Origin of the sequence: Enterococcus sp. DIV0183, from assembly GCF_050541505.1 — a bacterium.
Taxonomy (GTDB): Bacteria; Bacillota; Bacilli; order Lactobacillales; family Enterococcaceae; genus Enterococcus; species Enterococcus faecalis.
This window is the reverse complement of the sequence record NZ_CP172932.1, coordinates 1,873,591-1,888,777: the sequence shown is the minus strand read 5'-3', so window position 1 is coordinate 1,888,777 and position 15,187 is coordinate 1,873,591. Positions and strand designations below refer to the sequence as shown.

The 15,187-nt window shown below is 36.4% G+C and carries 11 protein-coding genes; 10 read left to right on the top strand and 1 reads right to left on the bottom strand.

The genetic code is table 11. The annotated features are described in order from the left end of the window. The first annotated feature begins 45 nt into the window (after positions 1–45). The 10 genes from IGK72_RS09255 (at position 46) to trpS (ending at position 13,349) form a co-directional block, all read left to right on the top strand. Positions 46–432, top strand: a complete 387-nt coding sequence (locus IGK72_RS09255; RefSeq protein ID WP_002359865.1) for a membrane lipoprotein lipid attachment site-containing protein — start codon at positions 46–48, stop codon at positions 430–432. Beyond that, positions 413–2,212: a DUF2264 domain-containing protein gene (locus IGK72_RS09250; RefSeq protein ID WP_165548577.1), complete on the top strand. Its 1,800-nt coding sequence runs from the start codon at positions 413–415 to the stop codon at positions 2,210–2,212. Before IGK72_RS09255 ends, IGK72_RS09250 begins: the two co-directional genes overlap by 20 nt. Before the next feature lie 15 nt (positions 2,213–2,227). After that, complete coding sequence (locus IGK72_RS09245) at positions 2,228–3,370, top strand: glycoside hydrolase family 88 protein (RefSeq protein ID WP_002356837.1); 1,143 nt, start codon at positions 2,228–2,230, stop codon at positions 3,368–3,370. Positions 3,371–3,419: 49 nt separating this feature from the next. Then, the gene (locus tag IGK72_RS09240) at positions 3,420–4,697 is read left to right on the top strand and encodes an ABC transporter substrate-binding protein (protein WP_002356838.1); all 1,278 of its coding nucleotides are present in this window, start codon (positions 3,420–3,422) and stop codon (positions 4,695–4,697) included. A 150-nt stretch (positions 4,698–4,847) separates the two neighbouring features. Continuing rightward, on the top strand, positions 4,848–5,750 hold the full coding sequence (locus IGK72_RS09235; RefSeq protein ID WP_002356840.1) for a carbohydrate ABC transporter permease: 903 nt from the start codon (positions 4,848–4,850) through the stop codon (positions 5,748–5,750). Continuing rightward, positions 5,723–6,640: a carbohydrate ABC transporter permease gene (locus IGK72_RS09230; RefSeq protein WP_002383582.1), complete on the top strand. Its 918-nt coding sequence runs from the start codon at positions 5,723–5,725 to the stop codon at positions 6,638–6,640. The genes IGK72_RS09235 and IGK72_RS09230 overlap by 28 nt, the downstream gene beginning before the upstream one ends. Before the next feature lie 12 nt (positions 6,641–6,652). After that, positions 6,653–7,324 (top strand): hypothetical protein, encoded by a 672-nt coding sequence (locus IGK72_RS09225; protein WP_002389246.1) that lies wholly within the window; start codon positions 6,653–6,655, stop codon positions 7,322–7,324. A 100-nt stretch (positions 7,325–7,424) separates the two neighbouring features. Continuing rightward, entirely contained in the window at positions 7,425–8,393 is a 969-nt protein-coding gene (locus IGK72_RS09220; RefSeq protein ID WP_165548576.1) for a hypothetical protein, read from the top strand. A gap of 10 nt (positions 8,394–8,403) precedes the next feature. Further along, the gene (locus IGK72_RS09215) at positions 8,404–12,183 is read left to right on the top strand and encodes an Ig-like domain-containing protein (RefSeq protein ID WP_165548574.1); all 3,780 of its coding nucleotides are present in this window, start codon (positions 8,404–8,406) and stop codon (positions 12,181–12,183) included. A 161-nt stretch (positions 12,184–12,344) separates the two neighbouring features. Beyond that, complete coding sequence (gene trpS, locus IGK72_RS09210) at positions 12,345–13,349, top strand: tryptophan--tRNA ligase (protein ID WP_002362895.1); 1,005 nt, start codon at positions 12,345–12,347, stop codon at positions 13,347–13,349. A 53-nt stretch (positions 13,350–13,402) separates the two neighbouring features. Here the strand turns inward: trpS and IGK72_RS09205 are convergent, their stop codons facing one another. After that, positions 13,403–15,181, bottom strand: a complete 1,779-nt coding sequence (locus tag IGK72_RS09205; RefSeq protein WP_002389946.1) for an ABC transporter ATP-binding protein — start codon at positions 15,179–15,181, stop codon at positions 13,403–13,405. Between the last annotated feature and the right edge of the window lie 6 nt (positions 15,182–15,187).

Here is a 15,187-nt window from a genome sequence, read left to right as displayed (position 1 = left end):
ATAAAGTCAAAGAAAGCGCTTTAATTCGATGGAGAAGGTGGTTTAGTGAAAAGATTTTCATTTTTTTTACTAATTTTACTTGCTTTAACAGGTTGTAAATCCGGTGAAAAAGAATTTGATGAAGAATCTCTTCAAAATCTAAAGGAAACGGCACAGTCTTATTCAGAAACAGAATTACAAAATGGTGACGTTCGTTTAAATGAATATATTTCTTTGAAAGGGGAGATTGTTGAGAGTGACAGTCGTTCCAGTTTAATAAAAAAAGGTGATCGTTTTATTTTGAAAAGTGGTTCTAGTAAATATCAAGTTTTTAATGAGCAAAAGAAAAAATTGAAGATTGGTGACGAAGTGACAGTTTACGGAGAATATTACGGCTTTTTGAAAGGGACATTAATTGAAAGTGAGGAGAATCATGATTCAGCCACGAATTAGACAGAATCCTTTTGAAACATACGAAGAAGTTGCAGAAGGATTTGAAGATTTATTAGCGCCACTGGAATTGTTTTTTGATCGAGAGTATCAAGGTCATCTGGATTTAGGGACACACGGAACGGTTTATTCTAAAGGGACACGTGATGCGGAGGCATTTTTACGACCATTATGGGGACTAGGTCCTTATGTAACGCAAAATGAAAGTGAGTATTTGAATGACTTTCTAACGGGAATTATCGAAGGAACCGATCCTGAGAGTTCATCTTATTGGGGAAAAACAAAAGATTATGATCAATTGATTGTTGAGATGGCAGCATTAAGTACATTTCTTTTGTTAAACAAAGAAAAAACGTGGGACCAATTAACAAAAGAACAGCAAAACAATTTACACAGTTGGCTGATACAAGCCAATGAAAACATTATTCCGCCAAATAATTGGCATTTCTTTAGAGTGTTGCTGAATTTAGCGATGAAACATTGTGAAATGCCGTATTCAAAAGAACAGATCGCTGTTGATTTGGCTGTAATTGATCGTTTTTATGTCGGTAATGGTTGGTATTATGACGGAGTCGAGACACAAGTTGATTATTATGTTTCTTTCGCTATTCATTATTATAGTTTATTGTATTGTCGTTTTGCCCCGGAAGATACCGCAAGAGTGGCTATTATGAAGGAACGAGCAACTTTGTTCGCGCAAGAGTTTAAATATTGGTTTACTCAGCCAGGAGAAGCGATTCCCTTTGGACGTAGCTTAACGTATCGTTTTGCTCAAGTGTCATTTTTTAGTGCTTTAGTTTTTGCAGATGTTGAAGCATTGCCGTGGGGTGAGATTAAAGGTCTAATCAGCCGACATCTTCATCAATGGATGAACAAAGATATTTTTACAACAGATGGATTATTGTCGGTAGGTTATGATTATCAAAATATGGTCTTTGCCGAAGGCTATAATGGTCCTGGTTCACCTTATTGGGCCTTTAAAACATTCATTTTGTTAGCGGTTCCAAAAGATCATCCTTATTGGCAAGCAGAAACACAGCCTATTAGCTTTCCAGAAAAACACTTACCTTCACCAGAAAGTCGGAACTACTATCAAGTAAATGATGCAGGGACACATGGTTTAATGTTTCCAGCGGGACAATTTATTAATTATCAAGCTCATGCGCATGATAAATATAGTAAATTTGTTTATTCTTCCCATTTTGGTTTCAGTACTATAAAGAGTGATTATTGGTATTACGAAGGTGCTTATGATAATTGCTTGGCTTTAGCTGAAAACGACCACTATTTCCGCACGAAAGGATTAGATGATCAGTACGAAATTCTTGATGATCGTATCATTCATCAATGGCATCCTTGGTCCGATGTAGCAATCAAAACGACAATTGTACCATTAGAAGGCCAACATTTACGGATCCACGAAATTGAGACACAACGTGCATTAGTGGCTTATGAAGGTGGCTTCTCAATCCCGCTCTTCGATGAAAAGGTCACTTGTGTTTCTGATCAAATGGCTGAGGTAAAAAATGCAAAAGGTGTGTCAAAAGTAGAAAATATCAACGGCTTTTCTGAAGCTGCGATTATTCGAACAGAACCGAATACAAATTTACTTTATCCGTTAACGGAGTTGCCATATTTGAAAGCAAACTTGTCGAAAGGGAAACATCTTTTAATTTCATTGGTGACAGGCGTACTACCGAATGAGCAAATTGAGCCAGTTAAAGTTAGGTTAAAAGAAAATCAGCTTTTAGTTGAAGAAAAAGTTGTAATTTTGGGGAATTAGGGGGAGAAATACACAATGACAGAAAATGGACAGATTGAGTGGTTGCCGAAGCAAATCAGTTTTGCTTTAAACAAAGTTCGAGGAAATTTAGAGACATTTAAAGAATTAGTTCCACCCGCGGCAAGTTTAAATCAAATTTATTATCCTGAAGAAAATATTGACTGGACGGCCAGCTTTTGGCCAGGAATGTTATTTTTAGCAAAGGAATTAACAAATTCAACAGAGTTCGATGAAGTGATTACCACACAGATGGCTTCTTTTCAACATCGCTTGGATGAACAAATTGAGCTGGAAACACATGATATAGGCTTTTTGTATATTTTAACAGCAATTGCCGATTATCAAGTCAATGGTCATGAGGCCTCAAAAGAAATGGCCTTGCAAGCTGCGGACTTATTAATGAAACGTTATTCACCAAAAGCCAAGATTATTCAAGCTTGGGGGAATTTAGACGATCCAGAGCAACGAGGTAGAATGATTATTGATTGTTTAATGAACTTACCATTATTATACTTTGCAGCAAAAATGACTGGCAAGCAAGAGTATTATGAAGCTGCCTACAATCATGCGAAACAAACACAAAAATATATTGTGCGAGAAAATCACACCACGTTCCATACGTATTATTTTGATACGGAAACAGGCGAAGCTTTATACGGTAAGACGCAACAAGGATATTCAGACGATTCTTGTTGGGCTCGCGGCCAAGCCTGGGGAATTTACGGCTTTACGTTAAGTTATTTATATACAGGAGATAGTAGTTTTCTGGAAACAGCAAAAAATGTTGCTGATTACTTTATTCAAGAATTACCAGAGGACAAAATCTGTTACTGGGATTTAATTTTCAATGAAGGGAGTGAAGAAGAACGTGATAGCTCATCTGCTGCAATTGCTGCATGTGGCTTACTAGAATTATCTCGTCAGCTTCCATTAAATGATGAAAAACATGGCTATTATGAAAAGGTTGCGCTAGAACTATTACAAGCATTAGCGGAAAAGTATACAACGGTTTTACGACCAGAGTCGAACGGCCTATTGCTTCATGGTGTCTATGATAAAAAAACAAATACAGGAGTCGATGAATGCATGATTTGGGGCGACTACTTTTATTTGGAAGCGTTAACTCGTTTAGCGAAAAGCTGGTATTCTTTTTGGTAATTCATGGAGGAAAACTCCTAAAAAATAATAAATAGCGGAGGTAGTACAAATGAAATTTTGGAAAAAAGGCTTAACAGCGGCAGCGTTGTTAGCGGTGGCGGCAGTAACTTTAACAGCATGTGGTGGTTCAAGTGAAAAGAAAGCAACTGAAAAGAGTGAAGATGGCAAAACAAAATTAACAGTAACTACTTGGAATTATGACACGACCCCAGAATTTGAGAAATTATTCAGAGCTTTTGAAGCGGAAAATCCTGATATCACTATTGAACCGGTGGACATTGCTTCAGATGATTATGACACAAAAGTAACAACGATGCTTTCATCAGGAGATACGACGGATATTTTAACCATGAAAAACTTACTTTCATATTCTAATTACGCGCTACGCAATCAATTGGTGGATTTAACCGATCACGTTAAAGATTTAGATATCGCACCTGCCAAAGCAAGTTACGAGATGTATGAAATCGATGGTAAAACCTATGCTCAGCCTTACCGTACAGATTTCTGGGTATTGTATTACAATAAAAAAATGTTTGATGAAGCCGGAATTGCCTATCCCGATAACTTAACTTGGGATGAATATGAAGCGTTAGCGAAAAAATTATCTAAACCAGAAGAACAAGTATATGGTGCCTATCAACATACTTGGCGCTCAACCGTTCAAGCGATTGCTGCTGCTCAAAACAATGCCAATTTGATTGAACCAAAATACAATTATATGGAAACTTATTATGATCGCGCATTGAGAATGCAAAAAGATCAATCACAAATGGATTTTGGAACAGCAAAATCAACAAAAGTAACGTATCAATCACAATTTGAAAATTCAAAAGCGGCGATGATGTACATGGGTAGCTGGTACATGGGGACTTTATTAACCAACATTGATGATGGCAAAACAAATGTCGAATGGGGGATTGCCGAAATACCACAACAAGAAAAAGGCAAAGCAACTACCTTTGGCTCACCGACAAGTTTTGCAATTAATAAAAACAGTAAAAAACAAAAAGCTGCTCAAAAATTCTTAGACTTTGCTTCAGGTAAAGAAGGTGCAAAACTTTTAGCAGAAGTAGGGGTGGTTCCTTCTTATAAAACAGATGAAATTGATAAAATCTACTTTGCAAGAAAAGGAATGCCTTCAGATGAAGTCTCACAAAAAGCCTTTAACCCAGATACAATTAATTTAGAATTCCCATCTGATAAAAACGGTGCCGCAATTGATAAAGTATTACAAGAAGAACATGATTTAATTATGGTCGGCGACGAAAAACCAAAAGATGGTATTGCTAACATGGAAAAACGTGTCAAAGCAGAGATAGACTAACTATTATTTCCTGCAAAAACACAAAAGATTGATGAAAAAAATAAGCTGAAATGAGTAACCTACAATGAATTTCAGCTTATTTTTTTAAATAAAGAATGTAGCTTGATTTTGGAAGGAGGGCCTGTTAAGTTCACTTAACAGAATACAATTATGGAAATTACTTCAAAAACAAAAACAGCAAATAAATTGAGACGAAAAAATACGTGGACTGCGTTATCTTTTATCGCACCAAACTTTATTGGCTTTTTCCTCTTCACTTTAATCCCGGTTATCTGTTCACTGATTTTAGCTTTTATGAGTTGGGATTCTTTTTCAACCCCTGAATTTGTCGGAATGAAAAATTTCACCAAAATGATTCATGATGATACGTTTTGGATTTCGTTAAAACAAACGTTTATCTATACGATTGGTGTTGTTCCGTTAACATTGATTTGCTCATTAGGACTAGCGATTTTGTTGAATCGTAAAATTAGAGGGATGAAATTTTTTAGAACGGCTTTTTTCTTTCCTTATGTAACGTCATTAGTTGCGATTGCGGTCGTTTGGAATATGCTATTTCATCCAACGATGGGACCAATTAATCAATTTTTGAAATTATTTATTGAAAATCCTCCTGGCTGGACATCTAGTTCTACTTGGGCTTTACCAGCAATTATCATCGTTAGTGTGTGGCGCTTTATGGGGTATTATATGATTTTGTATTTAGCTGGTTTACAAAGTGTGCCAAGAGAATTATATGAAGCAGCGTCAATGGATGGCGCGGGTAAATGGAATCAATTTTTAAATGTTACCTTACCTTCATTACGACCAACGACCTTTTTCGTGACTATCATGCTTGTAATTAACTGTTTCAAAGTTTTTGACTTAGTTCAAGTTATGACTGGTGGTGGACCAGGACGTGCAACGAATGTGTTAGTTTATGAAATTTACAATGAAGCCTTTGTCAAATTTAATTTTGGTTATGCATCAGCCATTGCGATGGTCTTATTCATCATCGTTCTAGCGATTACTGTGGCCCAATTTAAATGGAATCAACATCAAGAGAAAGTTTAGGAGGAGAAAAGATGGAAGCAACTTTTTCAAAAAAAGAAAATACTCGAAAAGCAAAAACGAAAAAAGCAGAAAAAGTCACACCTGGTGGGATCCTTGTAATCATTCTCTTAACTTTACTTGCGTTAATTACTTTGGTGCCTTTCATTTGGATGGTTTCAGCATCATTTAAAACAAACAATGAAGTTTTCACCATTCCAATTCAATGGATTCCTAAAAGTTGGCATCCAGAAAACTATTCCGTTATTTGGGAACGCATTCCATTGTTAACTTTCTTTAAAAATACGTTATTTTTAAGTATTGTGATTACGATTATTCAACTATTTACTTCAAGCTTTGCAGCATATGGCTTTTCAAAAATGAATTTTAGAGGAAGAGATACACTTTTTATTACGTACATCGCAACAATTGCTATTCCTTGGCAATCGTATATGATTCCACAATTTATTATGATGCGTCAATTAGGTTTGACTGACACGTTATGGTCACTTGTTTTATTACAAGCATTTAATGCATTTGGAGTCTTTTTACTGAAACAATATTACAGTAGTATTCCAGATTCACTATGTGAAAGTGCGCGGATTGATGGGTTAAGTGAGTGGGGAATTTATTGGAAAATTATTTTACCATTAACCAAACCAGCTTTAGCTAGTCTCACTATTATTACTTTTGTGAATACATGGAATGACTATATGGGACCTTTCATTTATTTATCTTCTACTGAGAATAAAACGATTCAGTTAGGTTTGAAAATGTTCGTCGGTTTATTTGATGCTGAATATGCCTTAATCATGGCCGCATCAGTGGTTTCTATTTTACCAGTAGGGATTGTCTTTTTAGCAATGCAAAAATACTTTGTTGAAGGTATTGCTACATCTGGAATGAAGAATTAGGAGGAAGTTTGAATGTTTACTAAGCAAACCTTTGATAATAATATCTATATGAAAATTTTTCGCTGGCTTTACATTTTATTTATCGGTAATCTAGGGCTTCTCTTAGTGAACATTCCTTTTTTCATAGCGGTGATTAGCTTAGACATTGATCCACGAAACCTCCCACTTTTTGTAGTAACGTTGCTGCCGATGGGGGCAGGGATGATTGCACTTTTAGGTTTAATCGATACTTTTAAAGAAGAAAAGGAGCTGGATCCATTTAAAACTTTTTTTCAAAAGTTTCGTCAGTTTGGGTTAAGAGGCTTTCTTATCAGCTTGCTAGGCTTAGGAAGTAGCATCATCAGTGTGACAGATATATTCTTTTTTGCCAAAACAACGATTGGTAAATGGTTTATTCCGTTGATGGTCCTTCTGCTAATTTTTGGGTTAGCTATTATGCTGAATGCTTGGTATTTTCAAGTACGAAACCCGCAAGCTTCTTTTAAAGATGTGTTTCGGATTTCTGTTTACTATGGACTGCGGAAATGGTATGTCAGCTGTCTAAATGTTTTTTTACTATTCTCAATGTTTGCAATGATGTTTTTGAAGCCACAGTTTGGGTTTGTTGTAACCCCTGTCCTTTTCCTAGGGATTATTTATTTAAATACTGGGAAATTGCATGAAAAGCAAAAAAAGAATAAATAATTTTTACATAATAAGTAATCTCGATTTTCAGGAAAATGAATGAAGGTGGGGTTGCTTATTTTGTTCTTGCCTTGTTTATTAAAGTGGAGGGAGCGAACGAATGAAGAAAAAAATAATTATTTTAAGTAGCTTTTTGATAGGTGCTATTTTTGTGGTCGTTATTTTTACTACCAGCCAGCAAAGTATGATTAATAACGAAGCAATCCAAGTCGAAGAATTAATTGTTTATGGCGATAAAAATATGAATCGTGTAGCGAAGCAATTCTCTGATCAGAATAATTTAACTTCGTTTGGGAAAAATTTCTGGCGCAAAACGTATAACGGAAAATTACCCACTCAGGAACTACTGAAGGTTGCAACGGAGGATTTAGTACAACATAAAATGATTAAACAACTGGCAACGGAGTTAGAGATAGCCCACTCACAAACATTTGGGCAAGAAAAAAAAGAATGGCAAGACCAAAAGAGCAGTTTAACGCTCTGGCAATTTTTAGATGCAAAAGATCAACAGTTACAGGACCAAATAAAAGAGAAATTAATGGAGAAAGAAAAGCCAACGCAAAAAGAATTGCGGCAGGCCTTTGAGCAATTGGATGATAAATATAAAAAGACCGATTACTTTGTTGAAGCAATTGAAATTCCAAATTTTTCAGGTAAGCAAGCAGAATTAGAAAAAATAGCCGAAGCAATCTCTCCGAATCTATCTTATGAGGAGACGTTATTGGAGTGGCAAAATAAATTACCTAATCTTGTTATTGAATCGTATCAATTGAAGAGTGCAGAAATCCAAAAAGAGGATATTTATTCGTTGTCTGTTGGGGAGATTCTTAGTGAAAAAGCTGTTGGTACCGTGGTGAAAGGATACCACGAAAACCAATACTTTTATATTTTTAATAAGGAAGGAGGGCAACTTTTACAGTTTGAAGAAGCACCACAATTTGGCAAAAATGCCTATATCAACACATGCTACAAAGAGAAATTAGCTACGTATCAACAAGCAACCAAAGTAGACTTGTTGGAGAAAGACAGAGAAAAGTTTTTTCAAAATTATCAAAATAAAAACAGTTAAGGAGCAGAAAATGAGAAAAAAAGCGTATTTTAAAAGTGTAACCATCTTCCTTTCTATTTTGCTTGTTTTTTCCCAGCTTCAATTATTTAGTCTTCCTGCTTATGGGGAAACAGTGAGTGATCAACCGTTACTTTTTCGTTCAGTAGGTGTCGCTCAAAGTGGGACGACCTACTATGTGGATGGGGAAGGAGGAAATAATGCCAATGATGGGCAGTCACCTGCCAGTGCTTGGCGTGATTTTGAAAAAGTGAATCAGACGGAGTTTCAGCCAGGCGACCATCTTTTGCTGAATGCGCAAAGTACCTGGAATAACCAATTGTTGCATCCAAAAGGGAATGGGACAGCGGCACAAAAGATTGTCATTGATTTTTATGATACGAATGACAAAGGAGAAACCATTTTTGAAACAACACGGCGTCCGATTATTAACGGTGGTGGCACCTACAGCACAGGGACTTTCAAACGTGCAATCTCAGGGGCCGTGCAGTTAGTGAACCAAGAATATTGGGATATTTCAAACTTAGAAGTGACAAATACACCAGAGCTAGATAATCTCGAAGGCTATAAGAAACCAGGAGATGCTCAAAGAGCGGGGATATTAGTCCTAGGATATGAACAAAATCGAACGTTCAATAGTGTCACGATACGGAATAACTATGTTCATGATGTTCAAACAGAATATTATTTGAATCTAAGTGGGAATACTGCAACCAAACGATTAAAAGCGGTAGGTGGAATTATTGTTTTAGGAAGTTGGTTTGATGAGAATGGAAATGTAGTAACGGCAGCCAATGATCATCGAACAACGACTGGATTTAATGATATTTTGATTGAAAATAATGTGATTCAACGAGTGGGACTTGAAGGAATTCGAACAAAAGCTGATTCAGATACCTCAAGAGGCAACACTTTCTACAAAACGTTTTCTAATATTACGATTCGTAATAACTATTTAGAAGATATTGCTGGCGACGGGATTGTCTTGTCAGAAGCCAAAAGTGGCGGAGTCGTCGAAGGAAATGTTGCTGTCCGAATGTGCAATGCTGATTATGGTACACAAAATTACGCGGGCGTTTGGGCAATGTCTGTAGATGACGGACTGTTCCAATATAACGAAGTATACGGAATCAAATATGGATTTAACGATGCCGAAGCTTATGATGTGGACATGCAGTCAAACAATGTTATTTATCAATATAACTATTCACATCATAATACTGGCGGCTTTTTATTGCTTATGTCTGATCAAAAAAATTCGGTTATTCGGTACAATATCTCAGCTAATGACGGCGGTGGTAACCGAGGAACAGGTAAAGACAATCCAGGCGGAGCTGGTGGCTACAATTATAAAGAACAAAGCATTTTCCATTATTGGGTGAAAAATGATGGAGCGGCAATGCCAACTATCCACAATAATACGATTTATGTTGGCGACGGTATTTCAACATCATTATTTGGTGAAGGAAATAGTTCTGACAACAGTGGTACAGTAGCCAATTTTTACAATAATATTTTATACAAAGAAGGTACCGGACAATTAAAATTCTTATCTAATTATCCAACAAATGGGACACAACCAATTGAACGTAAAATGGTCGATAATCCAGAAAAATATTTCAAAAATAATGTTATTTGGCCAAAAGAAATTGCTACAGAAAAAAGTGGTGCAACTGTTGAAAAATTAGTATCAAGTGGAAACATTTTTGAAAAACCACAATTAGAAATCACAGATAACCCTGAAAAAGTGAAAGAGTTGGCAGAGCAAGAATTTACGACATTGAAACCAACAAAAGATAATGTGGTTGAATTTACTTCCAAAGAACGCTTACGTCAGCGAGCACAAATGTTCCAATTAAAAGAAACCTCTCCAGCGATTGGTAAAGGCTTGTCGGAAGTGAACAGTGCGGCCGAAGACTTCTTTGGAAATAGCTTGAAAAATAAAGTTTTAGATATTGGTGCGCAACAAGCATCCACAATTGAAAAAAGTATTCGTTATCAAAATCAAGTGTTAGAAATTAGTTCGGCAACAGGTGTGTATCCTAATTTGCCAGAGCAAGTTGAATTAACGTACGAAGAAGTCGTTAATGAAGAAGTGGTTGCGACAGGCAAAAAAGAATTTAAGTTACAATGGGAAGCAATCCCTCAAGAAAAAATTAATACAGCAGGCACAGTTGAAGTTGCAGCAACAGTTATCGGCTTACCGATAGATGCTGTCAAAGTAACAGCCAAGGTCTCTTTTGAGGGTGAACTTGGTGAAGGAAAAGACACCGTTAAACTAAAAACAGCTCAAACTGCCTATGTTCAAAAGAGTGATGGTAACCGAGCATACTCTGCTATAGCAGGCGGTACCGCTGCCATTAGTTCAGGAGACGCCTATAAATATCCTTATGGAGTAAACTATACGGGCAATTACGCATTAAAATTAAAAAATGCTAGTTCTGCGGGGTATAATCGCCGGATTTACGTTGAAATTGATACACAAGAATTGAAGAACTATCAATCACTAAAAAGTGCCAATTTAGAACTAAATGTGATGCGTTATGATGCGTGGAATGGTGCTGGAAATACAAATGATGAACGTTTGAAAAATACGCAGTTCCAAGTAGATGTTTATGGAACAGATACTAATTGGATGAGTAACACCATTACTTGGAACAATGGTCCAAATAATTTAAATGTACCAAATGAAGAATTTATTGCTCGACAATCTTTTACAAATAGCTCAATTATGAATAATCAAAATACAATCTCTATTGATATTAGTAACTATCTACGGAAGCTAATTCAAAGTGGTGAGAAAATTCCAGCCAAGTTAAGTTTCTTATTAGCGATTACAGACAGTCGTTTGCCTGGTTATGATTCTGATAATGCTGGGTTTGATGCTTTTTCAAAAGAAGGCGCACAAAAGGCCTATCAAGACTTTTTAGCAGGCAAATTGACCTTGCCAACTGGTCAACAGCTAACAGAGGATAGTTTAGCTCCTAAAATTGTTTTATCGAATGTTTTCGAAGTCAAACATGAGTCGATTGAGGTTGCGACAGAAGCGGGTCAAGCCCCTAATCTACCAGAAAAAACAACTATTTTTTATTCGGATGGTTCACAACGTGAAGTGACTGTCAATTGGTCAGAAGTTCCAGCATCTTCTTATCAAAAAGAAGGAACATTCACTGTTGTAGGACGAGCAGCAGGTGTTTCACTGCCAATTATTGCCAATGTAAAAGTCACCGCTAAACATATTGTTGGATTCAAGGAATTGCCTACGCTGGATCGACTAACAGGCACCTCGCGAGGCGAACTGAATTTGCCAACTGAAGTAATTGCAAAATTAGATGATGGTAGCGAAACGAAATTGAAGGTTATTTCTTGGGATGACGATGTTAGTAATTATTCGCCAAGTAGCCCGCCAGGTACTTACCAGTTCCCTGCTGCAGTAGAAGAAAAAATAGGAATTGCGAATCCCGATGAACGAAAAATCTTCCAAGTCGTGCAAACTCATGCGATTCCTGAAAGAATTCAATTTGCTACAGAAACAGCCACTATAAAATCAGGCGAAAATTATCAAATTCAATCTAAAGTGATTGGTCAAGCGCCGCACACAGAAACGGATGCTTGGAGCTCGCAAGTAACGTATGAGTTGGTTACACCAGATGCTGGCAATACAGTAAGTGTAGATGAAAACGGTCTGATTAGGACAGAAGCAACGACTGCTGCAGGAAATTATCAAATCAAAGTAACAAGCAAAGTTTTACCGATAGTGACTGCACAATTTTCAATTAAAGTCACAAAATAAATAAACTGTTTGAAGAGGCTGGAACAAGAATTGCTGTACCTTGCAATCTTTCTAGTCTCTTCGATTATCTAGAATCAATAAATATTCTATTGCCTACTATTCATTCTTTTTAAAACAAGGTAAAATAATAAATGAAAGTAAACGATAAAGGTGTGTAGACAATGAATACTATCTTAACAGGTGATCGTCCAACTGGTAAATTGCACCTAGGACATTACGTAGGTTCCTTAAAAAAACGAGTAGAAATGCAAGCAGACCCTACAAATCAATTATTTGTCATGATTGCAGATTTACAAGCATTGACAGATAATGCAAAAAATCCCGAAAAAGTTTCAGCCAATGTTTTAGAAGTTGCTTTGGACTATTTAGCAGTTGGTTTAGACCCTACGAAAACAACAATTTTTATCCAATCGCAAATTCCACAGTTAGCTGAATTAACAATGTACTATCTAAATTTAGTGACCACGTCACGTGTTCGTCGGAATCCAACGGTCAAAGCAGAAATTGAGCAAAAAAAATTTGGGGAAGGTGTTCCGACAGGATTCTTTATATATCCCGTTTCACAAGCAGCTGATATTACTGCCTTTCAAGCGAATTTAGTCCCAGTTGGGGAAGATCAAAAACCAATGTTGGAACAAGCGCAAGAAATTGTGCATAGTTTTAATCAGACGTACGGTGAAGTTTTAGTTAGACCGGAAGCTGTGTTACCACCAAAAGGCATGGGACGCTTGCCAGGAATTGATGGCAACGGAAAAATGAGTAAGTCTTTAGGCAATGGTATTTATCTTTCAGATCCAGCTGAAGTGGTACAGAAAAAAGTAATGAGTATGTATACCGATCCAAATCATATTCGTATAGAGGACCCAGGACAAGTTGAAGGAAATATGGTCTTTACTTACTTGGATGTTTTTGGGAAAAATAAAGAATATATTGAAGAATTAAAAGAGCACTATCGCCATGGCGGTTTAGGAGATGTGAAAATTAAACGTTACTTAATTGATGTCCTAGAAGAAGAACTCGCACCGATTCGTCGACGTCGTGAAGAGCTGGCTAAAAATCCAGAAGCGATTATGGAAATGTTGCATAAAGGAAGTCTTGCTGCTGAAAAAGTGGCAGCACAAACCTTAACAGAAGTCAAAAAAGCAATGGGAATTCAATATTTCTAAGCAATAAAAGAACTGGAACGAGTCAAAAGAAGAATGACTTGTTCCAGTTCTTTTTAAGTGGTTTGAAATTGACTATTATATAAGCTGGCGTAAAGAGTCGGAGCTTGTAATAGTTCCTGATGCGTTCCTTTTTCAATAATATCGCCATTTTTCATCACTAAAATTAAATCAGCATTTTCAATTGTGGATAATCGATGAGCGATAACGAAGCTTGTTCGATTTTCTGTGACAGTTTCCATCGCTTTTTGAATATGGGCTTCTGTTCGTGTGTCCACACTCGAAGTTGCTTCATCGAGAATAACAACGGGCGGATTTGCTAAAATGATTCGGGCGATGGTTAATAACTGTTGTTGCCCTTGTGATAATGCACCATTTTCGCTAGAAATAATTGTATCATATCCTTGAGGAAGGGTCCGAATAAAATGATCACATTGAGCAATTTTAGCTGCTTCAATTATTTCTTCACGAGAAGCATCTTTTTTTCCATAGGCAATATTATCTGCTACGGTTCCTTCAAATAGCCAAGTGTTTTGTAAAACCATGCCAAATAAATTTCTTAGATTTTGTCGAGAAAGTTTCGTAATATCAATCCCATCAAAAGTAATGGCGCCTTGATTTATTTCATAGAAACGCATTAATAAGTTGACTAATGTTGTTTTACCAGCGCCGGTGGGTCCCACAATGGCCACTGTTTTTTTCGGTTGAACAGAAAAATCAACATTTTTCATTAAAATTTTTTCTGGTGTGTAGCCAAATTGAACATTTTTAAATTCAATGGCTCCTTTAGGAGAAGAAATAGTTTCTAAATGAGTTGCTTCTGGCTGTTCATCAGCTTCATCTAAGATAACAAAAATCCGATCAATGGAAGCCATCGCTGCTTGAATTGAGTTAATGACATAAGAAGCGGTAGAAATCGGCTCAGAAATTTGGTTGATATATTGCAAATACGCTTGCAAGAAACCAATCGTAATACCACCAGATAAAACGAGCATTGCGCCTAAGATAGCACTAATAATAAAAGCCAACTGATTAATAAAACGAATAGCTGGATAAATCGCAAAATTTAGAAACTGTGCTTTTTTAAAGGCACGATAATGTTGTTGATTAACAGCATCAATTGTTTTTTCAGCATTTTGTTGTTGATTAAAGGTTTTTGTGACCAAATTTCCTGCTAAATATTCTTCCATCTTATTATTTAATTGACCTAATTCAGCTTGACTTTGATCAGCAAACACCTTGTTTTTATTCGCGATTTTTGTCGTCATGAAAGTACTGCCGCCAATTAGGAGCAACACTAAAATGGTTAATTTTGCATCAATATAGAACAACATGATTCCTGCAAAAAGGATAGTCACGACGGAAGTGAAAAATTGGTTGATGCCTGTTAAAAGAACTTGTGACAATTGGTTTAAGCCAGTTGTTGAACGACTAATGATATCGCCCACTTGGTGATTGTCAAAGAAGGCCATTGGTAAAGTTTTAAACTTTTTTGTCACTTCTTTTCTAATTCTTAAAGTAACCCGTTCGCTTAAAGAAGCCATTGCTCGTTCCTGAATAAAAGAAGTGATACTACTAATGATTGAAAAGAGAATTAAAAGTAAGACGGGACCTAAGAGCGCTTCTTCAACTAAAGAAAGTGTCATGCCTTTGAGCCCGACACGCTTGATAGCTTCTAAGAGGTTATCAATCCCGATTGCCATAATATAGGTCATGGCAACAATTAATAAGTTTCCAATTAAACTGCAGATCATTAGACCATAAAAGATTGGATGCTCAGGTTTAATCATTTTCCAGAAACGTTTAAAGCTTTGAAGATTCATTGTTTTTTTCATTGTATA

Bases quoted from the DNA above. Each gene is read 5' to 3' on its own strand.
- IGK72_RS09245 (WP_002356837.1), top strand. From the start codon at position 2,228: ATGACAGAAAATGGACAGATTGAGTGGTTGCCGAAGCAAATCAGTTTT.
- trpS (WP_002362895.1), top strand. From the start codon at position 12,345: ATGAATACTATCTTAACAGGTGATCGTCCAACTGGTAAATTGCACCTA.
- IGK72_RS09225 (WP_002389246.1), top strand. From the start codon at position 6,653: ATGTTTACTAAGCAAACCTTTGATAATAATATCTATATGAAAATTTTT.
- IGK72_RS09235 (WP_002356840.1), top strand. From the start codon at position 4,848: ATGGAAATTACTTCAAAAACAAAAACAGCAAATAAATTGAGACGAAAA.
- IGK72_RS09240 (WP_002356838.1), top strand. From the start codon at position 3,420: ATGAAATTTTGGAAAAAAGGCTTAACAGCGGCAGCGTTGTTAGCGGTG.
- IGK72_RS09220 (WP_165548576.1), top strand. From the start codon at position 7,425: ATGAAGAAAAAAATAATTATTTTAAGTAGCTTTTTGATAGGTGCTATT.
- IGK72_RS09250 (WP_165548577.1), top strand. From the start codon at position 413: ATGATTCAGCCACGAATTAGACAGAATCCTTTTGAAACATACGAAGAA.
- IGK72_RS09205 (WP_002389946.1), bottom strand. From the start codon at position 15,181: ATGAAAAAAACAATGAATCTTCAAAGCTTTAAACGTTTCTGGAAAATG.
- IGK72_RS09215 (WP_165548574.1), top strand. From the start codon at position 8,404: ATGAGAAAAAAAGCGTATTTTAAAAGTGTAACCATCTTCCTTTCTATT.
- IGK72_RS09230 (WP_002383582.1), top strand. From the start codon at position 5,723: ATGGAATCAACATCAAGAGAAAGTTTAGGAGGAGAAAAGATGGAAGCA.